18 protein-coding genes and 1 pseudogene are annotated in these 22,177 nt (G+C 72.3%); 4 read left to right on the forward strand and 15 right to left on the reverse strand.

Annotation, left to right across the window (positions count from 1 at the left end):
• Positions 1-383: 383 nt before the first annotated feature.
• On the reverse strand, positions 384-1,325 hold the full coding sequence (locus ACIQ1J_RS30300) for a 2-hydroxyacid dehydrogenase (protein WP_403561787.1): 942 nt from the start codon (positions 1,323-1,325) through the stop codon (positions 384-386).
• Between the two features lie 75 nt (positions 1,326-1,400).
• On the opposite strand from ACIQ1J_RS30300, the gene ACIQ1J_RS30305 reads away from it, so the two are divergent.
• A complete protein-coding gene (locus ACIQ1J_RS30305) occupies positions 1,401-2,399 on the forward strand; it encodes an aldo/keto reductase (protein ID WP_403561789.1) in 999 nt (332 codons plus the stop codon).
• A gap of 62 nt (positions 2,400-2,461) precedes the next feature.
• Positions 2,462-3,664, forward strand: coding sequence for a PQQ-dependent sugar dehydrogenase (locus tag ACIQ1J_RS30310; protein ID WP_403561791.1), 1,203 nt, complete (start codon positions 2,462-2,464; stop codon positions 3,662-3,664).
• A 9-nt stretch (positions 3,665-3,673) separates the two neighbouring features.
• Here the strand turns inward: ACIQ1J_RS30310 and ACIQ1J_RS30315 are convergent, their stop codons facing one another.
• From ACIQ1J_RS30315 to gatC, 10 genes are all read right to left on the reverse strand, one after another.
• Positions 3,674-3,856 (reverse strand): DUF6191 domain-containing protein, encoded by a 183-nt coding sequence (locus ACIQ1J_RS30315; protein ID WP_403561793.1) that lies wholly within the window; start codon positions 3,854-3,856, stop codon positions 3,674-3,676.
• Positions 3,857-3,894: 38 nt separating this feature from the next.
• On the reverse strand, positions 3,895-6,990 hold the full coding sequence (locus ACIQ1J_RS30320) for an AAA family ATPase (protein ID WP_403561931.1): 3,096 nt from the start codon (positions 6,988-6,990) through the stop codon (positions 3,895-3,897).
• 113 nt (positions 6,991-7,103) lie between these two features.
• On the reverse strand, positions 7,104-7,289 hold the full coding sequence (locus ACIQ1J_RS30325) for a hypothetical protein (RefSeq protein WP_210960237.1): 186 nt from the start codon (positions 7,287-7,289) through the stop codon (positions 7,104-7,106).
• A 216-nt stretch (positions 7,290-7,505) separates the two neighbouring features.
• On the reverse strand, positions 7,506-8,117 hold the full coding sequence (locus tag ACIQ1J_RS30330) for a hypothetical protein (protein ID WP_403561795.1): 612 nt from the start codon (positions 8,115-8,117) through the stop codon (positions 7,506-7,508).
• A 35-nt stretch (positions 8,118-8,152) separates the two neighbouring features.
• Positions 8,153-8,728: a GNAT family N-acetyltransferase gene (locus ACIQ1J_RS30335; protein ID WP_210960235.1), complete on the reverse strand. Its 576-nt coding sequence runs from the start codon at positions 8,726-8,728 to the stop codon at positions 8,153-8,155.
• Positions 8,706-10,952 (reverse strand): MMPL family transporter, encoded by a 2,247-nt coding sequence (locus tag ACIQ1J_RS30340; protein WP_403561797.1) that lies wholly within the window; start codon positions 10,950-10,952, stop codon positions 8,706-8,708. The genes ACIQ1J_RS30335 and ACIQ1J_RS30340 overlap by 23 nt, the downstream gene beginning before the upstream one ends.
• Positions 10,953-11,226: 274 nt before the next feature.
• The gene (gene gatB, locus ACIQ1J_RS30345; protein WP_403561799.1) at positions 11,227-12,741 is read right to left on the reverse strand and encodes an Asp-tRNA(Asn)/Glu-tRNA(Gln) amidotransferase subunit GatB; all 1,515 of its coding nucleotides are present in this window, start codon (positions 12,739-12,741) and stop codon (positions 11,227-11,229) included.
• A gap of 15 nt (positions 12,742-12,756) precedes the next feature.
• Entirely contained in the window at positions 12,757-12,996 is a 240-nt protein-coding gene (locus ACIQ1J_RS30350) for a hypothetical protein (RefSeq protein ID WP_210960232.1), read from the reverse strand.
• Positions 12,993-14,486, reverse strand: a complete 1,494-nt coding sequence (gene gatA, locus ACIQ1J_RS30355; RefSeq protein WP_403561802.1) for an Asp-tRNA(Asn)/Glu-tRNA(Gln) amidotransferase subunit GatA — start codon at positions 14,484-14,486, stop codon at positions 12,993-12,995. The genes ACIQ1J_RS30350 and gatA overlap by 4 nt, the downstream gene beginning before the upstream one ends.
• Positions 14,487-14,491: 5 nt before the next feature.
• Entirely contained in the window at positions 14,492-14,788 is a 297-nt protein-coding gene (gatC, locus tag ACIQ1J_RS30360) for an Asp-tRNA(Asn)/Glu-tRNA(Gln) amidotransferase subunit GatC (RefSeq protein ID WP_003973500.1), read from the reverse strand.
• Between the two features lie 209 nt (positions 14,789-14,997).
• On the opposite strand from gatC, the gene ACIQ1J_RS30365 reads away from it, so the two are divergent.
• Positions 14,998-15,534: a TetR/AcrR family transcriptional regulator gene (locus ACIQ1J_RS30365; RefSeq protein ID WP_403561804.1), complete on the forward strand. Its 537-nt coding sequence runs from the start codon at positions 14,998-15,000 to the stop codon at positions 15,532-15,534.
• Positions 15,535-15,569: 35 nt separating this feature from the next.
• On the opposite strand, the gene ACIQ1J_RS30370 is transcribed toward ACIQ1J_RS30365, so the two are convergent.
• The 3 genes from ACIQ1J_RS30370 to ACIQ1J_RS30380 form a co-directional block, all read right to left on the reverse strand.
• Positions 15,570-17,798, reverse strand: a complete 2,229-nt coding sequence (locus tag ACIQ1J_RS30370; RefSeq protein ID WP_403561806.1) for a putative bifunctional diguanylate cyclase/phosphodiesterase — start codon at positions 17,796-17,798, stop codon at positions 15,570-15,572.
• Between the two features lie 259 nt (positions 17,799-18,057).
• Positions 18,058-20,253, reverse strand: coding sequence for an NAD-dependent DNA ligase LigA (ligA, locus tag ACIQ1J_RS30375; RefSeq protein WP_403561808.1), 2,196 nt, complete (start codon positions 20,251-20,253; stop codon positions 18,058-18,060).
• Positions 20,254-20,268: 15 nt separating this feature from the next.
• On the reverse strand, positions 20,269-21,270 hold the full coding sequence (locus ACIQ1J_RS30380; RefSeq protein ID WP_403561810.1) for a methionine synthase: 1,002 nt from the start codon (positions 21,268-21,270) through the stop codon (positions 20,269-20,271).
• Positions 21,271-21,275: 5 nt separating this feature from the next.
• Here ACIQ1J_RS30380 and ACIQ1J_RS30385 point away from each other — a divergent pair.
• A pseudogene (locus tag ACIQ1J_RS30385) lies at positions 21,276-21,435 on the forward strand (cobyrinic acid a,c-diamide synthase); the annotation flags it as partial.
• Between the two features lie 31 nt (positions 21,436-21,466).
• Here the strand turns inward: ACIQ1J_RS30385 and ACIQ1J_RS30390 are convergent.
• Positions 21,467-22,165, reverse strand: coding sequence for an SDR family oxidoreductase (locus tag ACIQ1J_RS30390; RefSeq protein WP_210960227.1), 699 nt, complete (start codon positions 22,163-22,165; stop codon positions 21,467-21,469).
• Positions 22,166-22,177: the final 12 nt, after the last annotated feature.

Consider the following 22,177-nt stretch of genomic DNA (forward strand, 5'->3'; position numbering starts at 1 on the left):
CCGTGTCCCGCGGGCCCCGGTGCGGCGGCTGGGTCTGCCTCATGCGGCAGCTCGGCCGGCGCCGGTGAGGGCCGCACCGGCCGGGGTGGCCGCCGGGCCGGGCGTACCGGCCCCGTCTGCGCGCGGTCGTGGTCGTGCGCCAGGGTCGCCGGCGGCGGCTTCGCCGCGTCGGGTTGTTCGTCCATAGGCCGTGCATCGCCCGTCGCCCCCCTCACAGGTCTGAGATGTCCATCCCCGGCGCCGAACCGTGCGCGGCGCATCCCCTGTCGGACGATACACCAGTCTCGTCACTCAGGGACATAGCTTCTCTACGCTCCGTGACGACCAGCGGATATGCGCGTACCCACCGCATCCGGGGAGTTGCGGAGGGTACCTGAAACGGATTACGCGCCCGTCGTCAGGATCACGTTGCGCAACGGCTCCTGGTTCACGAAACGGCTCAACTGGTCCACCATCAGCCGCTTGGCGCGTGGCAGGAACGCGGAGGTCGGCCCGCCCGCGTGCGGGCTGATGACTATGCCGGGAGCATGCCACAAGGGGTGGCCCGGCGGCAGCGGTTCGGGGTCGGTCACGTCGAGGGCGGCGGTGAGGCGCCCGCTCTCCAGTTCGGCCAGCAACGCCTTCGTGTGGACGACGGGGCCGCGCGCGACGTTGACGAGCAGGGCGCCGTCCTTCATCCGGGCGAGGAAGTCCGCGTTGACCAGGCCGCGGGTGGCCTCGGTGAGCGGCGTGGAGATGACGACGACGTCCGCCTCCGGGAGCAGGGCGGGGAGCTCGGTGAGCGGATGCACCGGACCGCGCTCCGTGGTGCGGGCGGAGCGCGCGACGCGCACGACCGGCGCGACCTCGAAGGGCACGAGCCGGTCCTCGATCGCGGCGCCGATCGAGCCGTACCCGACGATCAGCACCTTCCGGTCGGCGAGCGCCGGCCGGAACCCGCCGAGCCACTCGCCCCGGTCCTGCGCCCGGACGAAGTCGGGAACGCCGCGCAGCGAGGCCAGGATCAGGGCCAGGGTGAGTTCCGCGGTGCTCGCCTCGTGCACGCCGCGCGCGTTGCACAGCCGTACGCCCGCGGGCAGGTGCCTCAGCCCGGGCTCCACGTGGTCGATGCCGGCGGAGAGCGTCTGGACGACCTGGACGGAGCGCATCTGCGGCAGCGGGCGTATGCCGACCCCGCTGGGCTTCATGTAGGGGACGACGTAGAACGCGCAGTCGGCCGGGTCGGCGGGGAAGTCCTCCTCGCCGTTCCAGCAGCGGTAGGCGGGGCCCTCGGGGAGGCCCTCGATCTCGTCCGGCGGGATGGGCAGCCACACGTCAGGAGTCATGGTCAGGAGGCTATGTCAGGGGCCCGGAAGGGCAGAGGTTAGGTTGGGTGGCCTGACGAGGGAGGGTCACGACCGGTGGAGCGCAGGACGATCGGCGCGACGGCGCTCGCGGTGGGGGCCGTCGGACTGGGTTGCATGCCGATGAACTGGGCGTACAGCGCGTCGCGGCAGCGTGGGGAAGAGTCGGTCAGGGCGGTGCACCGGGCCCTCGACCTGGGTGTGTCGCTGCTGGACACGGCGGACATGTACGGCCCGTTCACCAACGAGCTGCTGCTGGGACGGGTGCTGAAGGAGCGGCGGTCCGACGCCTTCGTGTCGACCAAGGCCGGCCTGTTGGTGGGTGATCAGCACATCGTGGCCAACGGCCGCCCCGGCTATGTGAAACGTGCCTGCGACGCCTCACTGCGCCGGCTGCAGACGGACGTCATCGACCTCTACCAGCTGCACCGTGCCGATCCCGAGATACCCGTCGAGGAGACCTGGGGAGCGATGGCGGAGCTGGTCCGGGCCGGGAAGGTACGGGCCCTCGGGCTCTGCGCGGTGGGCGCGCGGTCGGCCCGGCGTCCGGGTGCCCGGCTGCACGACGCGACGATCAGGCAACTGGAGAGGGTGCAGCAGGTCTTCCCGGTGAGCGCCGTGGAGGCGGAGCTGTCGGTGTGGTCGCCGGAGGCGCTGCGGACGCTGCTGCCGTGGTGCGTGACGCGCGGTGTCGGATTCCTCGCCGCGATGCCGCTCGGCAACGGCTTCCTGACCGGCACGCTCACCCCCGGGCAGGGCTTCGAGCCGGAGGACCTGCGCGCCCGGCACCCCCGCTTCACCGCCGAGATGATGGCGGCCAACCAGCCGATCGTGGCCGGCCTGCGCCGGATCGCGGCCCGGCACGGCGACGAGGTCACACCGGCGCAGGTGGCGCTGGCCTGGGTGCTGGCGCAGGGCAGGCACGTGGTGCCGGTGCCGGGGACCAAGCAGGAACGCTGGGTGGCCGAGAACGCGGGGGCGGCACGGCTGCGGCTGACCGAGCGGGATCTGGCCGAGGTGCGTGGGCTGCCGGCGGCGCAGGGGTCGTGGGAGTGACGTGCGCGCGATTGCCGGGTTCGGGATGCGGCGATCGGGAACTTGGAGGGCGCGTGCGGTGTATGACAAGGAGAACCCGCCGCGTCGAAGGGACCATGATCGTGCAACGTCGAGCCGTGACGGCCGTGTTGGCCACCGCTGCCCTGCTGCTGACGGCGGGCTGCTCCGCCGGCGACGGGGACCCGTCGGCCGCGGACGCGAGCGCCTCCCCGAGCAGCACGGCGGCGCAGTCGCCGCCCTCCGGCCGGGCCGCCGAGGAGACGCCGCCCGCGAAGGGCTCCGTGAAGGTGGTCCGTACGGTCACCACGGGGCTGATGAGCCCCTGGGGTCTGGCTCCGCTGCCGGGCGGTGACCTGCTGGTCTCCTCCCGTGACGAGGCCACGGTCACGCGGGTCGACGAGAAGACGGGCAGGAAGACGGAGCTGGGCGAGGTGCCCGGGGTGTCTCCGGCCGGCGAGGGCGGCCTGCTCGGCATCGCCCTCTCCCCCGACTACGCCTCGGACCGGATGGTCTACGCGTACTTCACCTCGGCCTCCGACAACCGCATCGTGCGCATGCGGTACGACGAGAAGAGGCCGCCCGGTGAGCAGCTGGGCGCGCCGGACACGGTCTTCCGGAGCATCCCCAAGGGCGTCGTCCACAACGGCGGCAGGATCGCCTTCGGCCCCGACAAGATGCTCTACGCGGGCACGGGCGAGAGCGGTGACACGGGCCTGTCCCAGGACAAGGATTCCCTCGGCGGGAAGATCCTGCGGATGACGTCGGACGGCGACCCGGCGCCCGGCAACCCCTTCCCCGACTCCACGGTGTACTCGTACGGCCACCGGAACGTCCAGGGGCTGGCCTGGGACGGCGAGCAGCGGCTGTTCGCCGCGGAGTTCGGCCAGGACACCTGGGACGAGCTGAACGCGATCAAGCCGGGCGACAATTACGGCTGGCCGGAGGCGGAGGGCGAGTCCGGCGGCTCGGAGTTCCACGACCCGCTCGCCCAGTGGAGCACCGACGAGGCCTCCCCCAGCGGCATCGCCCACGCCGAGGGCTCCGTGTGGATGGCGGGTCTGCGCGGCGAGCGGCTGTGGCGCGTCCCGCTGAAGGGCACGGAGGCCGCGGCCGATCCGCAGGCGTTCCTGGAGGGCGAGTACGGGCGGTTGCGCACGGTGGTCCCGGCGGGCGGCGACAAGCTGTGGCTCATGACCAGCGACACGGACGGCCGGGGCGACGCCAAGGAGGGCGACGACCGGATCCTGGAGCTGCGGGTGACGTAGCCAGCGCCGTCACTCCTCCGCCGCCGCCGCGGGGCGCGGGAGGTGGACGACGACCTTGCCCGAGGTGAGGTCTATCGGGCCGTGGCCGGGGTCGCCGTCGCCGACGTCCTCGCGGGTCAGCTCCAGACGGTTCTGCTCGTCGCTGGTGTGCTTGCGTCCGGGGGAGAAGAGTTCCTCGAATGCGTTGAACACGGAGCCTCCGTCGGTCGGCGTCCCTCACAGCGTATGCCTCACTCCGCGGAACGGGACGTGAGCCGTCCGGCCGGGAACAGCGCCAGCCGGTGGGCCACCGCCGCCGCCTCGCCCCGGCCGGAGACGCCGAGCTTGGCCAGGATGTTGGAGACGTGGACGCTGGCCGTCTTCGGGGAGATGAAGAGCTCCTCGGCTATCTGCCGGTTGGTGCGGCCGTCGGAGACCAGGCGCAGGACGTCGCGTTCCCGGCTGGTGAGGCCGAGGGCCTCGGCACGGTCGGCGGGGGGCGCCGGTCCGGTGGCCGGCTCGGCGGCGCGGCCGAGCGTGAGGCGGGCGCGCTGGGCGAGCCGGCCGACCGCGTCGGCCAGCGGGCGGGCACCGAGGTGGTCGGCGACCGTGCGGGCCAGGCGGAGCAGTTCCGTGGCGCGGGCGCGCCCGTCCTCGCCGCCGGTCTCCAGGAGGGCGCCGGCCAGCCGGTGCCGGACGCGGGCGAGTTCGTAGGGCCGCTCCAGGCGTTCGAAGGCGGTGACCGCCTCCGACCAGGTCCCCGGAGTGTCGCGGCCCTCGGCGCGGTGCAGTTCGGCGCGGACCCACCTCTCGTGGGCGAGCCAGACCGGGGCGCCGGTGGTCAGGGACTTGGCGGTCTTGGCAAGGCGTTCGAGCGCCTCGGTGCGGCCCTCCTTCGCCGCCGGCAGAGCGCGGGCGTCGGCCTCGGCCTCCGCGGAGGACAGCAGCAGGGGCCAGCCGTAGCGCTGGGTGCCGGGCGGGAGGCCCGCGTCCAGGGCCTTGCCGAGCTCCGCGCGGGCGTCGAGAATGCGGCCCTCGGCGGCGGCGAGGCCGACGGTGAGGCTGGCCAGCGGCAGCCTGTTCTGCGGCATGGGGTTGAGGACTCCGTAGGCGGAGCTCGCCTCGGCGAGCAGCCGGGCGGCCTCGGCCGTCTCCCCGCGGGCGAGCGCGACGACGGCCTGCTTGAGGGCGGCACCGGCCCGTGGTGCGGCGCTGCGGCCCGGTGCTCCGGCCATCGCCGCGGCGTCGAGCGCCTCGTCCCAGCGGCCCAGGGAGATGAGCGACTCGGCGAGGTTGCCCCAGACCCAGGCCTCCGACTCCAGCAGGCCCATCCGGCGGATCAGTTCGACGCCCTCGCGCAGGATGACGACGGCTTCCTCGGAGCGGCCGACGCTTTCCAGGACGGAGGGCAGGTTGATGTGGCTGCGGGCCGCCACGGCGGGCCGTCGCTGCGCCACCGCCAGGTCCCTGACCTGGTGCATCTCCGCCAGTCCGGCGTCGATGTGCCCGGCGTCGGCCATCAGGCCGCCGAGGGTGAGCCGTGCGTTGAGCTCGATGTCGTCGGCACCGACCATGCGCGCGTACTCCACGGCCCGTTCGGCGGCGGTCACCGCTTCGGGGCCGGGATTGTGGAGCATCGACCAGTTGGCCGCCATGGCCAGCACCTCGGCGTGCACCGCGGAGGGCGGCAGGCCGCGGACCAGTTCCTGGGCGATGCCGAGCTCACGCCAGCCGTCGCCGCGGCCCTGTGCCCGGACCAGCAGCGAGCGCTGCGCCCAGAACCATGCGGCGCGCTGCGGGTCCCGGCCGTTCGTGCTCGTCCCGGCCCCCGCTTCCTGCTCCTCCTCCAGCAGGCGCAGCGCCCGCTTGGTGATCTTCATGGCGCGCTCCCGCTCCCCGCACAGCCGCCCGGCGACGGCGGCCTCGGCCATCAGGTCCAGGTAGCGCAGGGGCTTGGTGGCCGGGTCGCAGCCGCAGGGAGGGTAGACCTCGGTGTGGTCGACGGGGCGCAGGGTGGCGCGTACGTCGTCGGGCACGGAGTCCCACAGCTCCATCGCGCGCTCGAGGAGCCGGAGTTGCTCGGAGTAGGCGTGGCGGCGACGGGCCTCCACGGAGGCGTCCAGGACGGCGGGCAGCGCCTTGGCCGCGTCGTGGGCGTGGTACCAGTAGCTGGCCAGGCGCATCACCCGCTCGGCGGCGGGCACCAGCGTCGGATCGGCGTCGAGGGCTTCGGCGTAGCGGCGGTTGAGGCGGGAGCGCTCGCCGGGGAGCAGGTCGTCGCCGACTGCCTCGCGGACCAGGGAGTGGCGGAAGCGGTAGCCGTCGCCGTCGGGCGCGGGGAGCAGGATGTTGGCGTTCACGGCGGCCCGCAGTGCCTCGATGAGGTCGTCCTCGGCGAGCCGGGCGACGGCGGCGAGCAGCCGGTACTCGACGGTGGAGCCGCCCTCGGCGACGATCCGGGCGACCCGCTGCGCGCTCTCGGGCAGGGCTTCGACGCGGACCAGGAGCAGGTCGCGCAGGGAGTCCGTGAGGCCGGTGCAGCAGCCTTCGTGGGCGGAGACGGCGAGTTCCTCGACGAAGAAGGCGTTGCCGTCGGAGCGTTCGAAGATCTCGTCGACCTGGAGCGGGTCGGGTTCGTGGGCGAGGATGCCGGCGATCTGGCGGCCCACCTCGTCCCGGGTGAAGCGGCCGAGTTCGAGGCGGCGGACGGTGCGCAGCCGGTCGAGTTCGGCGAGCAGGGGGCGCAGCGGGTGGCGGCGGTGGATGTCGTCGGAGCGGTAGGTGGCCAGGACGACCAGGCGGCCGGTGCGCAGGGTGCGGACGAGATAGGCGATCAGGTGGCGGGTGGAGGCGTCGGCCCAGTGCAGGTCCTCCAGGACGAGGACGACGGTGTGCCGGGCGGCGACGCGTTCCAGCAGGCGGGCGGTGAGTTCGAAGAGGCGGGCCATGCTCTCCTCGTCGTGCCGGCCGCCACCGCCCGGGGCGCTCTCGCCCAGTTCGGGCAGCAGCCGGGCCAGTTCCTCCTCCTGTCCGGCGGCAGCGGTGGCCAGTTCCCCGGGCAGTTGGCGGCGCAGGGCGCGCAGTGCGGTGGAGAAGGGCGCGAAGGGCAGGCCGTCGGCACCTATCTCGACGCAGCCGCCCAGCGCGACGACTGCGTCCTGACCGCGCGCGGCGGTGGCGAACTCCTCGACGAGGCGGGTCTTGCCGACCCCTGCCTCGCCGCCCAGCAGCAGTGCCTGCGGCTCGGCGGCGTCGGCGCGCACGAGCGCGTCCTTCAACGTGTCCAGTTCGCGGGCACGGCCGACGAACACGGGACTGACGGACCTGGTCTCCACGGAAGCGAGCATCGCACGCGGGTCCGACAGCGGGGCATCGGTTTTCGGGAGGTGGACGGCGGTGGCGACGGCGGCGGGGAGGACGGCCGTGCGGCCGTCCTCCCCGCTCCCCCCGCTCCCCCCGCTCACGCGGCCCTGGTGAACCGGTGCCGCCGGAAGCGGAAGCTATGGCTCTCGGCCTCGGCGGTGTTCCGGGCCGCGTCCCGGCGGGCGGCGCGACGGGCCCGAACGGCCTCGCGGGCCAGCCGGGCCTGGTCGGCGCGGCGGATCAGTTCGGCGGAACGGGCCTGCTGGATCTCGTACTCGAACATGGTGTGTCCCCTCGTGTCCCTCGGTGAGCGCCGGTTTCGGCTTCGGTTTCGGCTTCGCTTGCTTGCGATGCCTCAACCTTCGTCTCCCAGGGGGGTCAGCCACATCGGGTAAGTTCCGCATCTTCGGCACCGGGCGGGGCCTTGGACATGCGTGAGGGGTCTTAGGGCGTGCGCCGGGGGCGCGCTTGATGCCCTAGGACCCCTCTAAGGACTTGGTCAGCCGGTGGAAGGCAGCCCGAGCAGGACGTCCGTGTACTTCAGGACGGCGAGGAGCAGGCCGATCACGCCGAGGGCGGCGCCCGCCCAGGCGACCGACTTGATCCACGGGGCCTGCGGACGGCCGGGCGCACCGAACGCGGGACGGGCCAGCACCACGACGCCGACGATCAGCGCGACCAGGGCGAAGAGTCCGCCCCACAGCGCGGTGGCGTGCCAGGCGTTGCCGTAGCCCCTCTCGATCAGCATGCCGACGTCGGAGGACGAGGACGTCTCCAGCTGGCCGATCAGCGACTCGCGGGCCGAGGCCACGGTGCCGACCCAGCTGCCGGTCAGCGAGACGATGCCGAGCCCGGCGGAGACGACGGCGCCCGCGCCCTGGCCGACGCCCGTGGGGCCCTCGTTCCCGGCGGCACCGGTCACGTCGTCCTCGGCCGCGGTGTCCTCGGCCGCGGTGTCCTCGGCCGCGGCGTCGTCCGTACCGGCCTCGTCGCCGGCCGGGGTCTCGGCGTCGGCGGTCTCGGTTCCTGCCTTCTCAGGAGCCTTGGCCGCCTCGTCCGTCTTGTCCTCGTCGGTCTTCACGCCGGTCTCGTCCACTGTCTTCGTTCCCATGTCTCGCACCGTACGGACGCTGTCTGAGAGGTCCCTTAATGATCCTTGTGAGCGGCACGCGCGCGTGCCGCACGCCACTCGGGCGCCAGCACCGCCCACACCTCCGTGTCCTGGCGGACACCCCGGTAGGGGAATGTCTCGCGCAGCACGCCCTCACGCATCATGCCGAGTCGCCGGGCGGCGTTGACACTCGGGGTGTTCGCGGACGACGCGCGCCACTCCACGCGGTGCATGCCGCGCTCGTCGAAAGCCCAGTCGATCAGGACCCGGGCGCCGCGTGCGACGAGGCCGCGACCCGTGCCGGCGGGCTCCAGCCAGCAGCCGATCTCGCAGACGCCGGTGGCCGCGTCGAAGACCCGGAAGAGCAGGCCGCCGACGAGCTTGCCGTCCAGCCACAGCCCGTGCAGGAAGCCGCTGCCGGCGGCGCGCCGGTCGGCGTAGGACTGGATCAGCTCCCGCGCGGAGTCCACGTCGGTGGCCTTGGTCCCGAAGGGGATGTGCTGTGTGATGAACTCCCTGCCACGGTCCAGGTGAGCGAGGAACTCCTCGGCGTGCCAGGTCTCCAGGGGGCGCAGTTCGGCTCCGTCGTCACCCAGTGATATCGCGTACATCCCGCTGCCGCTCCTCCTCCGCGAGGACGTCCGCCACCTCCGCGTCCGTCGCCGCGGCCAGCCTCTCATGGGCGACGCGGCACTCGGGCGGCTCGATGCTGATGCGCGGCAGGAGCCTGTCCAGCCGGCGCGGCAGCCACCAGTTGGCGCTGCCGAGCATGTGCATCAGGGCGGGCACCAGGAGGGTGCGCAGGACGAAGGCGTCCAGGGCGACGGCGGCGGCGAGCGCGATGCCGAACATGGCGATGACGCGGTCGCCGCTGAGGACGAAGGCGAGGAAGACCGAGATCATGATGACCGCGGCGGAGTTGATCACCCGGCTGGTCTCGGCGAGGCCGACGCGCACGGCACGGCGGTTGTCGCGGGTCTCCAGCCACTCCTCGTACATCCGGCTGACCAGGAAGACCTGGTAGTCCATGGAGAGCCCGAAGAGGACCGACACCATGATCACGGGCAGGAAGGGTTCGATCGGGCCGGCGCTGCCGAGACCGAGCAGTTCGCTCCCCCAGCCCCATTGGAAGATCGCCACGACGACGCCGAAGGAGGCGGCCACGGCGGCGACGTTCATCGCGGCCGCCTTGAGGGGGATGCCGGCGGAACGGAAGGCCAGCAGGAGCAGCAGGCAGCCCAGGCCGATGACGACGCCGACGAAGAGGGGCAGCTTGCCGACGATGACGTCGGCGAAGTCGTCGTAGCCGGCCGTGACGCCGCCGACGTGCACGTCGAGCGCGGTGCCGGCCTCGGCACGCGGCAGCACCTCGGAGCGCAGCCGCTCGACGAGGTCGCTGGTGTTCCGGGACTGCGGGGCCGACTCGGGTACGACGACGAGGTACGCGGTGTCGCCGCCGGAGTTGTACGTCGCCGGTGACACCGAGGAGACGCCCTCGGTGGTGCGCAGGGAGGCGTCGAGGTTGTCCAGGGCGAGCCGGTCCTCGGCCCCGCCGACCTCGGTGACCAGGGTGAGGGGGCCGTTGACGCCGGGTCCGAAGCCCTCGGCGAGGAGGTCGTAGGCCTGGCGGGTGGTGCTGCCCTCGGGGTCGTTGCCCTGGTCGGAGGTGCCGAGGCGAAGTCCGAGGGTGGGCAGCGCGAGGACGGTGATGACGAGCAGGGCGACGGCGCCCAGCAGCTTGGGGTGGCGTTCCACGAACGCCGACCAGCGGGCGGCGAACCCGGTGGGCAGTTCCGGTTCGGGCCCGTGCTCCGCCAGCCGGCGCCGCTCGCGCCGGCTCAGGGCGCGCGGGCCGATGTACGACAGCAGCGCGGGCAGCAGGGTCACGGACGCCGCGACGGTGAGGACGACGGTCAGCGAGGCGGCGATGGCCACGCCGTTGAGGAAGCTCAGCCGGAGGATCAGCATGCCCAGCAGGGCGATGCAAACGGTGGCACCCGCGAAGACGACCGCGCGTCCCGTGGTCGCGACGGCGTTCTCGGCGGCCTCGGCGACGGTGAGCCCGCGTTTCAGGCCGCGCCGGTGCCTGGTGACGATGAACAGCGCGTAGTCGATGCCGACGCCGAGCCCGATGAGGGTGCCCAGCATGGGCGCGAAGTCGGCGACGGTCATGGCGTGCCCGAGCAGGGTGATGCCGGCGTAGGCGGTGCCGACGGAGACCAGCGCGGTGGCGATGGGCAGCACGGCGGCGGCGAGGGAGCCGAAGGCGAGGAAGAGGACGACCGCGGCCACGGCCACGCCGAGGGCCTCGGCGAGATGACCGTCCGGCGCCTCGGTGAGCGCGACGGCGCCGCCGCCCATTTCGACCCGGAGCCCGTCGCTCTCGGCCGCCTCGGCCGCGTCGACCACGGCCCGCGCCTCGGCCGCGCCGATGTCCCGGGAGGCGTCCTCGAAGGTGACCGAGGCGTACGCGGTGTGGGCGTTCTCGCTGATCAGGGGCGAGTCGGGGTCGTCGTAGGGGCTGGTCACCGAGGCCACCCCGGGCAGGTCCGCGATGCGGTCCAGGGTGCGGGTCATGGCCTGTTCGACGTCGGTGGCACGGACGGTGTCGGTCGTCGTGTGCCAGACGATCGTGTCGCCGTCGCCGCCGAGGCCGGGGAAGCCGGAGGCGAGCAGCCGGGAGGCACGGTCGGAGTCGGTGCCGGGGACTCCGTAGTCGTTGGAGTACGCGGAGCCGGTGACCGCGGCGGCCGTGGCGACTCCGCCGAAGGCGAGGAGCCAGAGCAGGACGGCGACGAGGCGGCGTCGGACACACCAGCGTGCAAGGGCTGCCACGAACGTGCTCCCAGGGTGTCTGATTGTGGATCTTTGACCGGGAACAGTTGTTCATGGAGTGAACGGCCCGCAAAGAACGCATGAGTAATGCGAAGCCACTCTTTCAGCCAGAAGTGATCATTTGCGGATTTAGTGGGCTTCTTCACAGAGGCGAAGGCCGTTCGCAGGACGATCGGACGAACGTGTCGTTCCCTACGGGTGATTCGCAGCCGAACGCCCGAGGGGTTGCACCCGGCCGGGTGCAACCCCTCAGAACACGCGATGCCGGACCGGCTCAGCCCTCGCTGACGCCCAGCTTCTCCAGGATCAGCTCCTTGACGCGGGCCGCGTCCGCCTGACCCCGGGTCGCCTTCATGACCGCGCCGACCAGGGCGCCTACCGCGGCCACCTTGCCGCCGCGGATCTTGTCCACGACGCCCTGGTTGCCGGCGATGGCCTCGTCGACGGCGGCGGTCAGCGCGCCCTCGTCGGAGACGACCTTCAGGCCGCGCCTGTCGACGACCTCGTCCGGCGTGCCCTCGCCGGCGAGGACGCCCAGGATGACCTGGCGGGCCAGCTTGTCGTTCAGGTCGCCCTTCGTGACCAGCTCGGCGACCCGCGCGACCTGCTGCGGCGTGATCGCCAGCTCGTCGAGCGACTTGCCCGACTCGTTGGCACTGCGGGCCAGCTCGCCCATCCACCACTTGCGGGCGGAGGAAGCGTCGGCACCGGCGTCGATCGTGGCGACGATCGGGTCCAGCGCGCCGGCGTTGAGGATCGACTGCATGTCGTTGCCGGAGATGCCCCACTCCTCGCGGAGCCGGTTGCGGCGCACCAGCGGCAGCTCGGGCAGGGTGGCTCGGATCTCCTCGACCCACTCGCGCGAGGGGGCGACCGGCACCAGGTCGGGCTCCGGGAAGTACCGGTAGTCCTCGGCCTCCTCCTTCACGCGGCCCGAGGTCGTGGACCCCGTGTCCTCGTGGAAGTGGCGGGTCTCCTGGATGATCGTGCCGCCGTCGTTCAGCACGGCGGCGTGCCGCTGGATCTCGAAGCGGGCGGCACGCTCCACGGAGCGCAGCGAGTTGACGTTCTTGGTCTCGCTGCGGGTGCCGAACTTCTCCCGGCCGTGCGGGCGCAGCGACAGGTTCACGTCGCAGCGCATCTGGCCCATCTCCATGCGGGCCTCGGACACGCCGAGGGCACGGATGAGTTCGCGCAGCTCGCGGACGTAGGCCCGCGCGACCTCGGGGGCGCGTCCACCCGCTCCCTCGATCGGCTTGGTGACGATCTCGATGAGCGGGATGCCGGCGCGGTTGTAGTCGAGGAGGGAGTGCGAGGCGCCGTGGATACGGCCCGTCGCGCCACCGACGTGCATCGACTTGCCGGTGTCCTCCTCCATGTGGGCGCGCTCGATCTCCACGCGGAAGGTCTCGCCGTCCTCCAGCTGCACGTCGAGGTAGCCGTTGAAGGCGATCGGCTCGTCGTACTGGGAGGTCTGGAAGTTCTTCGGCATGTCCGGATAGAAGTAGTTCTTCCGGGCGAAGCGGCACCACTCGGCGATCTCGCAGTTCAGCGCGAGACCGATCCTGATCGCCGACTCGACGCCGGTCGCGTTGACGACCGGGAGTGCACCGGGCATGCCGAGGCAGACGGGGCAGGTCTGGGTGTTGGGGTCGGCGCCCAGTGCGGTCGAACAGCCGCAGAACATCTTGGTGTGGGTGCCGAGTTCGACATGGACCTCGAGGCCCATGACGGGGTCGTACGACGCCAGCGCGTCCTCGTACGACACCAGGTCGGTCGTGGTGGTCACGGTGAAACTTCCCTCTCAGCCCAGCAGGACGTCGTCGTCGCCCAGGCGCTTCAGCTCGCGATAGAGGATGGCGAGGTTGGTGACGACCGCTGCTCCGGTCACGACGGCGTCGAGCAGCCGCAGCGTGTCGTGGTCGCCGCGGGCCTTCTTGATCTGCTTGTACACCCCGACGGCGCCGAACGCCGACGTGGCCATCGAGACGTACAGGCCGGACTTGGAGCTCTTGAAGCCCTTGGCCTTGGACAGTGCGCTCACAGCGACGGTGCCTCCTCGATCAGCGGGTGGCCCCACTTTTCCACGAAGGCGGCCTCGACCGCGGCGCCGACCTTGTACAGCCGGTCGTCCTTCATGGCGGGGGCGATGATCTGCAGACCCACCGGCAGGTTGTCCTCGGGTGCGAGGCCGCAGGGCAGCGACATGGCCGCGTTGCCCGCCAGGTTGGTGGGGATGGTGCACAGGTCGGCCAGGTACATCGCCATCGGGTCGTCGGCGCGCTCGCCGATCGCGAAGGCGGTGGTCGGGGTCGTCGGGGAGACGATCACGTCGACCTGCTCGAAGGCCTTCGCGAAGTCCCGCGTGATGAGGGTGCGGACCTTCTGGGCGCTGCCGTAGTACGCGTCGTAGTAGCCGGAGCTGAGGGCGTACGTGCCGAGCATGATGCGGCGCTTGACCTCGGGGCCGAAGCCGGCCTCGCGGGTCAGGGAGGTGACCTCCTCGGCGGAGTGCGTGCCGTCGTCGCCGGTACGCAGGCCGTAGCGCAGGCCGTCGAAGCGGGCGAGGTTGGAGGAGCACTCGGAGGGCGCGATCAGGTAGTACGCCGACAGCGCGAGGTCGAAGGACGGGCAGTCCAGCTCGACGATCTCCGCGCCCAGCTCCTTCAGCAGCTCGACGGACTCGTCGAAGCGCTGGATGACGCCGGCCTGGTAGCCCTCGCCGCGGAACTGCTTGACGACGCCGACGCGCATGCCGGCGACCGAGCCGTTGCGGGCGGCCTCGACGACCGCGGGGACCGGGGCGTCGATGGAGGTGGAGTCCATCGGGTCGTGCCCGGCGATCACCTCGTGCAGCAGGGCCGCGTCCAGGACCGTGCGGGCGCAGGGGCCGCCCTGGTCGAGGGAGGAGGAGAAGGCCACCATGCCGTAGCGGGAGACGCCGCCGTACGTCGGCTTGACGCCGACCGTGCCGGTGACGGCCGCGGGCTGGCGGATGGAGCCGCCGGTGTCGGTGCCGATGGCGAGCGGCGCCTGGAAGGCCGCGAGGGCGGCGGAGGAGCCGCCGCCGGAACCGCCGGGGATCTTGGTGAGGTCCCAGGGGTTGCCGGTCGGACCGTACGCGCTGTTCTCGGTGGAGGACCCCATGGCGAACTCGTCCATGTTGGTCTTGCCGAGGATGACGACGTCGGCGGCCTTCAGCCGCTGGGTGACGGTCGCGTCGTACGGCGGGATCCAGCCCTCGAGGATCTTCGAGCCGACGGTCGTGGGGATGCCCTCGGTGGTGAAGATGTCCTTGAGCGCGAGCGGGACGCCGGCCAGCGGGCCGAGCTTCTCGCCGCGCTCGCGCTTCTCGTCGACGGCGCGGGCCTGGGCGAGGGCGCCCTCGCGGTCGACGTGCAGGAAGGCGTGCACCTTCTCGTCGACGGCCTCGATGCGGGCCAGGTGGGCCTCGGTGACCTGGACGGCCGTCAGCTCGCCGGAGGCGATCTTCGCGGCGATCTCGGCCGCGGTGAGCTTGATGATGTCGCTCATGGCGGTTACTCCTCCCCCAGGATCTGCGGCACCTTGAAACGCTGCTGCTCCTGGGCCGGGGCGCCGGAGAGCGCCTGCTCGGGCGTGAGCGACGGACGGACCTCGTCCGGCCGCATGACGTTCGTCAGCGGGAGCGGGTGCGAGGTCGGCGGTACGTCTTGGTCGGCGACCTCGCTGACGCGGGCGACCGCGCCGATGATGTCGTCCAGCTGTCCCGCGAAGTGCTCGAGCTCTTCGGGCTTCAGCTCCAGACGCGCCAGCCGGGCGAGGTGGGCGACCTCCTCGCGCGTGATGCCAGGCATGCAGCGTTCCTCTGGGGTGAGTGTGTGTGGTGTGGGCAAATCGGCTTTGGCAAGTCGGTTCGGGCCAATCCTATGGGGCCGGGCGCCGTGGCCGTTAAACGGTTTCCCCCGGGGCCGACTCGCGGCACCGCCCGGTTCCGGGTCGCGGGAGGACGGCGACAGGGCCGCGGTCAGACGAGGAAGAGCAGACCGGCGCTGATCAGCTGATCGTGACGGCCGCTCGGGACCTGGCCGAGGCGGAGGGCTGGGACGCGGTCACCACCCGCCGGCTGGCCGCCGAGATCGAGTACAGCCAGCCGGTCCTGTACAGCCACTTCAAGGGCAAGGACGCGATCATGGCGGCGGTCGCGGTGCGGGGCTGTGAGGAACTCGCGGTGGAACTACGGGCGGCGGCCGCGGCGGCCGAGGACGCACGCGAGAGGCTGGCGGCGGTCGGAAGGGCGTACACCGATTTCGGGCGGCTACGGCCCGCGCTCTACGACGTGATGTTCACGCACCGGGTCGATCTGCCGTTCGCCACGCCCGAGGCTCCACCCGCCCTCCAGGAGGCGTTCGGTGAGCTGCTGAGCGCCATCGAGCCCCTCGCCGCCGAGGGGGAGGACCCGGCGCTGCTCACGGAGACGTACTGGGCGGGCCTGCACGGGCTGGTGACCCTCATGCGCAGCGGCCGGCTACCGGAGCAGGCCCACGGCCGGCGGCTGGCCCTGCTGATCGGGCGCTTCGCGCCGCGGTACACCGCACGCTGAGCGGAACGGCCGGGGAACGCCGGCCGGCGGTCGGGTCACTCGTCGGTCGCCGCCGCGGGCAGTGCGGCGGCGGCCCGCACCCAGCCCCGGGATCCCCGGGCGAGCAGCCAGGCGGTGGTCTCCTCGGGCGGCATCGCGGCCGCGACCAGCCAGCCCTGTACGGCGTCGCAGCCGAGGTCGCGCAGCCGCTCCCAGGTCTCGTCGTCCTCCACACCCTCGGCGACGACGAGCAGGCCGAGGGAGTGTGCGAGGTCCACGGTGCAGCGCACGATCTCGGCGTCCTCGGTGTCGACGGCGAGCCGGGCCACGAAGGAGCGGTCGATCTTGAGTTCGCTGACCGGGAGCCGGCGCAGGTGAACGAGGGAGGAGTAGCCGGTGCCGAAGTCGTCCAGGGACATCTTCACGCCGTGGCCGGTCAGCGCGTTGAGGGTGTCGGCGGCACGCTGCGGGTCCTCCAGGAGGACGTGTTCCGTGATCTCCAGCTGGAGCGCTCCCGCGGGGACACCGTGCCGGGCCAGCCGGGCGGCCACCGCGCCCGCGAAGCCGGGGGTGTGGACGTCGCGCGGGGAGACGTTGACCGCGACCGGCACGAACAGGCCCTGGGAGCGCCAGCGGGCGACCTGTCCGAGCGCCGTCTCCAGCACGTACTCGGTGAGGTGGGGCATCAGCCCGGAGGACTCGGCGATCGCTATGAACTCGTCCGGCGGCACCCTGCCGCGCTCGGGGTGCACCCAGCGGACCAGGGCCTCGAGGCCCGCGACCTGCCCGTCGAAGCGGACCTTGGGCTGGTAGTGCAGCTCGACCTCGTGGGCGTCCAGGGCCCGGCGCAGGTCGCCCAGGAGCCCGAGCCGGTCCGGGGTGTTGGAGTCCCGCTTGGACTCGTAGACCTCGACGCCGGTGCGGTCCCGCTTCGCCTGGTACATCGCCACGTCCGCGCGGCGCAGCAGCCCTTCGGCGTCCAGCGCGTGGTCGGGGAAGACGGCGACTCCGGCGCTGGCCTCCAGGACGAGGCTGAGTCCGTCGAGGTCCATCGGGGAGCTGAGCGCGGCGACCAGGCCACGGGCGATCCGGGTCGCCGACGTGGTGGAGTCGGCGACGGGCAGTAAGACGGCGAACTCGTCGCCACCGAGTCGCGCGGCCTCCGCCCCGCGCGGCAGGGCCTGCCGCAGCCGGTCGGCGGTCTGCAGCAGCAGCCGGTCGCCGGCGAGGTGACCGAGCGTGTCGTTGACCGACCGGAAACGGTCGAGGTCGATCAGCATCAAAGCGGCGCGGGCACCGATGCGCTCGGCGTCGTCCAGCGCGGCCCAGGTCCGCTCGCGGAGCCACTGCCGGTTGGGCAGTCCGGTGAGCGGGTCGCGCAGCTGCTCCTCGGCCCGGGCGCGGGCGATCCACAGGGTGGAGTCGAGGGCGATCAGCGGGATGGAGAACAGCGGCAGCAGCAGCGGCTTGGCGACGGCGACCACGCAGACCAGCGGGGCGATGCCGAGCAGGGCGACGGCGACCAGGCCCTGTCTGACCAGGGCGGTGCGGGCGACGGTGGGCAGGCCGACGCGCGGTGTCTGCAGGTACCACAACAGGGCGCGGGTGACGGCGAGGTAGGCGATCGCGACGAGCACCACCTTGGGCGCCGCGTACACCCCCCAGGTGTTGGGGTCCCAGGGGTCCTCGACGGAGGGTACGGAGCCGCAGACACCCAGCAGCACGGCGCCCGCGGCGATGCCGAGGATGTCCACCGCGCCGTGCAGGACGCCCTGCCGCCAGCGGCCCCGGCGGGCTATGCCGACCAGGACGACGACGGTGAGGCTGACCATGCCGGCCGGAACCCAGCCGTACAGCAGCAGGACGGCGAGGGTGAGGGCGGCGCCGGAGCCGGTGCCGCCCCACCAGCGGGAGCGGCCGAGCATGACCAGGTGCCCGACGACGATGCCGGTCAGCACGGCCAGGGACCAGCCGGCGGTGCCGGACGGGAAGAGGGCGTGGCCGTCGGTGAACGCCCGGTGGAAACCGGCGCCCAGCACGAGGGCGGCGGCCGCGACGACCGCCGAGGGCAACGCCGGCCAGTTCGGGTGCCGTTCGCCGTCCGTGCCGTTGCCGGACAGGACGGAGGGGTGGCGGTCGGCCGGCGGCGCGGAGCCGCGGGCGGCCGCCGAGGGATGCGGTGCGCCGGCACCGCGCTGCCCGAGCCACCGGCTCACGTGCCACGCGCCCACCATGCGACGCAGGCGCAGCCGTGAGCCCGCGGCGGCGCTCTCGGTCGGTTCCATTCCCGTCCCTCTCACAGCCGGCGGTGCCCACGCCACGCGGCCCGACGCCCGACATCCATCAACGGCTCCGCGTTGGAGAACCCTTCCCCCTGCCCCTCGGGGCAGAGGGATGCCCCCGACCGCAGCTGGGCACGGCAGGCGCACACCTCAACAGTAGGCCGCGGAAGGCTTCCAGGGGCACCGGTCGTCGACGGTTGCCCGAATGCGACCCGGCCACCCGTATGCATCTGGTATGCGCCGATCGGGTGGCCTTCAACCGCTATTCCTCAGCCGAAAGTGCGACGTCGGCCGCCGCTTCGGGTCCTTGTTCGAGCAGGACGGTGAATCCGTCCTCGTTCAGAACCGGCACCTTCAGTTGCATCGCCTTGTCGTACTTCGTCCCGGGGTTGTCACCGACCACGACGAAGGACGTCTTCTTGGAGACCGATCCGGTCACTTTCGCGCCCCTGCTCTGGAGGGCGTCCTTGGCCCCGTCCCGGGTGAAGTTCTCCAGGGTGCCGGTGACGACGACGGTGAGCCCCTCAAGCGGGCGCGGCCCCTCGTCCTCCCCCGTCGACCGGTCCTCCAGCGGGACTCCGGCCGCCTTCCACTTGCGGACGATCTCGCGGTGCCACTCCTCGGCGAACCACTCCTTGACCGCGGCGGCGATGGTGTCGCCCACCCCGTCCGCGAGCGCCAACTCCTCCTCGGTGGCCTGCTCGATGCGGTCGAGGGAGCGGAACTCCCGGGCGAGGGCCTGGGCGGCCACGGGTCCCACGTACCGGATGGAGAGCCCGTTGAGGAAGCGGGCCAGCGGGCGGGTCTTGGCCTCCTCGATGTGCTTGAGCAGCGCGAGGGTGTTCTTCTTCGGCTCGCCCTCCTTGTTGGCGAAGACCGTGACGATCTTCTCCTCGCCGGTCCTGGGGTCGCGCTTGGGCAGCCCGCTGTCCGGGTCGAGGACGTAGGCCTTGATGGGCAGCAGCTTCTCGACGGTGAGGTCGAAGAGGTCGCCCTCGTCCACCAGCGGCGGCTGGGGCGGCTCCAGCGGCCCGGTCAGCGCGGCCGCCACGACGCCACCGAAGTGCTCGATGTCCAGGCACTCCCGGCCGGCGAGGTAGGAGACGCGCTCACGCAACTGGGCGGGGCAGGTGCGGGCGTTGGGACACCGCCGGTCGATGTCGCCCTCCTTCATCGCCTTCAGCGGCGTCCCGCACTCGGGGCACTCGGCCGGCATGACGAACTCGCGCTCGCTGCCGTCCCGCAGGTCGGCGACCGGGCCGAGGATCTCCGGGATCACGTCACCGGCCTTGCGCAGCACCACGGTGTCACCGATGAGCACGCCCTTGGCCTTGACGACCTCCTGGTTGTGCAGGGTGGCGAACTCGACCTCGCTGCCCGCCACGGTGACCGGCTCGACCTGCGCGTACGGAGTGACACGGCCGGTGCGGCCGACGCCCACCTTGATGTCGACGAGCTTGGTGTTGACCTCCTCCGGCGCGTACTTGTACGCGATGGCCCAGCGCGGCGCCCGGGCCGTGGAGCCGAGTCGTCCCTGGAGGCGGATCTCGTCGAGCTTGACGACGACACCGTCGATCTCGTGCGCCACGGAGTGCCGGTTCTCGCCGTAGTACGCGATGAAGTCCCGTACGCCGTCGAGCCCGTCGACCACCCTGTTGTGCGGGGAGGTGGGCAGGCCCCAGGTCTTCAGGAGGTCGTAGGCCTGGGAGAGGCGGGTCATGCCCTTGAGGCCCTCCAGGACGCCGATGCCGTGGACCACCATGTGCAGCGGGCGGCCGGCGGTGACGCGCGGGTCCTTCTGGCGCAGCGAACCGGCCGCCGCGTTGCGCGGGTTGGCGAAGGGCTTGTCACCGGCCGCGTTCAACCGGGCGTTGAGCTCCTGGAACTTCTCCATCGGAAAGTAGACCTCGCCGCGGATCTCCACGAGGTCGGGGACCCCGTCCCCCTTGAGACGCTCCGGGATGCCGGCGATGGTGCGGACGTTGGGCGTGATGTCCTCGCCGGTGCGGCCGTCGCCGCGGGTGGCCGCGCGGACGAGGCGGCCTCGCTCGTAGGTGAGATTGACGGCGAGTCCGTCGACCTTCAGCTCGCACAGGAAGTGGTACTCCTGCTCGCCCAGCTCCTTGGCGATCCGCTCGGTCCAGGCGGCCAGCTCCTCGTCGTTGAAGGTGTTGTCGAGGGAGAGCATGCGTGAACGGTGTTCCACGGCCGTGAACTCGGTCTCGTAGGAGCCGGCGACCTTCTGGGTCGGGGAGTCCGGGGTGCGCAGCTCCGGATACTCCTCCTCCAGCTCCTCCAGGGAACGCAGCAGCCGGTCGAACTCCGCGTCGCTGACGACGGGGGCGTCCTTCACGTAGTACCGGAAGCGGTGCTCCTCGATCTGCTCAGCGAGCTGCACGTGCTTCTCGCGCGCCTCGGCGGGCACGCTCGTCGTCTCCGCTTGCTTGTCGCCGGCCACCGTGTGGTCCTCCCGTTACTCTGGGTTGTCCGCGAGGGATCTCGCCGCCCGAACGCAGTGGGCGAGCGCCCGGCGGGCGTACTCGGGGGACGCTCCCGCGAGTCCACACGCCGGCGTGACGGTGACCGCCTCCGCGAGAAGCCCCGGATGCAGCCCCAGCCTGCGCCACAGCGTTCTGACACCCATGACGCTACCGGCAGGGTCTGACAACGCGGCGTCCGTGCCCGGGACGACACCGGCGAACAGCCGGGTGCCGCCCTCGACCGCTTCGCCGATCGCGTCGTCGTCACGCTCGGTGAGGAGCGAGAAGTCGAAGGAGACACCTGCGACGCCCGCGCGGCGCAGCAGGGCGAACGGCACGTCCGGTGCGCAGGAGTGGACCACGACCGGATCGCCGCCGTGCACCCCGGCGACGTCGCGGAGGGCGGCCTCGACGACCTGGCGGTCGATCGCCCGGTGGGTGCGGTAGCCGCTGGCGCTCCGTACCCGGCCGCGCAGTACGGCGGTGAGGGACGGCTCGTCGAGCTGGAGCGTGATCCGGGCGCCGGGCACGCGGCGCCGGACCTCGGCGAGGTGCAGGCGCAGACCCTCGGCGAGCGAGGCGGCGAGGTCGCGGGACGCGCCGGCATCGGAGAGGACCGCCTCGCCGTTGCGCAGTTCGAGGGCGGCGGCGAGCGTCCAGGGGCCGACGGCCTGGACCTTCAGCGGTCCCTGGTGGCCCTGGGTGAACTCCTCCAGGGCGTCGAGGTCCTCCCTCAGCCAGGCACGGGCCCGCTTGGTGTCCCGTCCCGGCCGGTCGCCGAGCCGCCAGCCACTGGGCTCCACGCGCGCGTACAGCTCGACGAGCATCCCGGCGGTGCGGCCGATCATGTCGGCGCCGGGGCCACGGGCGGGCAGTTCGGGGAGGAAGGGGAAGTCCTCGAAGGTACCGGTGCTTGTCTTCGCGGCCTCGCGGGCGTCGGTTCCCGGCAGGGAGCCGATGCCCGTGGCGGGGCCGAGGCGGGGGTTGTCGTTCACGGGGGGAAGCGTACGCAGGTCTCCGACGGTGGGGTGGGGGTGGTTGGCGGTCGGGACGGGCTGGTCTCGCCCCCGCCGCCCTTCCCGTCCCGTCCCCGGGGGCTGCGCCCCCCGGACCTCCGCTTTCGGCCTTGGCGGCCTCGTCCTCAAGCGCCGGACGGGCTGAGTGCACCCCACCGGCGTCCGAGCGGAGGACTCACCGTCCCGGGCGGACCGTCAGGTCGTTGACCTCCGCGTCCCCGGGCAGGTCCAGGGCCATCAGGATCGTCGTGGCGACCGACTCGGGGTCGATCCACTTCGCGGGGTCGTACTCCTTGCCCTCCTGCCGGTGGACCTTGGCCTGCATGGGGCTGGCGGTGCGGCCGGGGTAGACCGAGGTGACGCGGACGCCGTTCGCGTGCTCCTCCTGGCGCAGGGCGTCGGCCAGGGCCTTCAGGCCGTGCTTGGAGGCGGCGTACGCGGACCAGTCGGCGTGGGCGTTGAGACCGGAGCCGGAGTTGACGAAGAGCACGTGGCCCTGGGCGACGCGGAGCTGGGGCAGGAAGAGGCGGGTCAGCTCGGCGGGCGCGACCAGGTTGACGTTGAGCTGGTTGCGCCAGGCCTTGGGGGTGAGGTCGCCGACCGGACCGAGGTCGACCACCCCGGCGATGTGCAGCAGCGAGTCCACGCGGCCGGGCAGGGTCTGGTGCGAGAAGGCCCAGGAGAGCTTGTCCGGGTCCGCCAGGTCGCCGACCAGCGTCTTCGCACCGGGGAACGCGGCCGCCAGTTCCTTCGCCCGGCCGGCGTCGCGCGCGTGCAGCACGACCTCGTCGCCGCGTTCGTGCAGGCGGCGGGTCACGGCCGCGCCGATGCCGGAGCCCGCTCCGGTGATCACATGTGTAGCCATGCCCGCCATGCTCGCATCACC

This window comes from Streptomyces sp. NPDC097107 (assembly GCF_044762405.1).
Lineage (GTDB): Bacteria > Actinomycetota > Actinomycetes > Streptomycetales > Streptomycetaceae > Streptomyces > Streptomyces thinghirensis.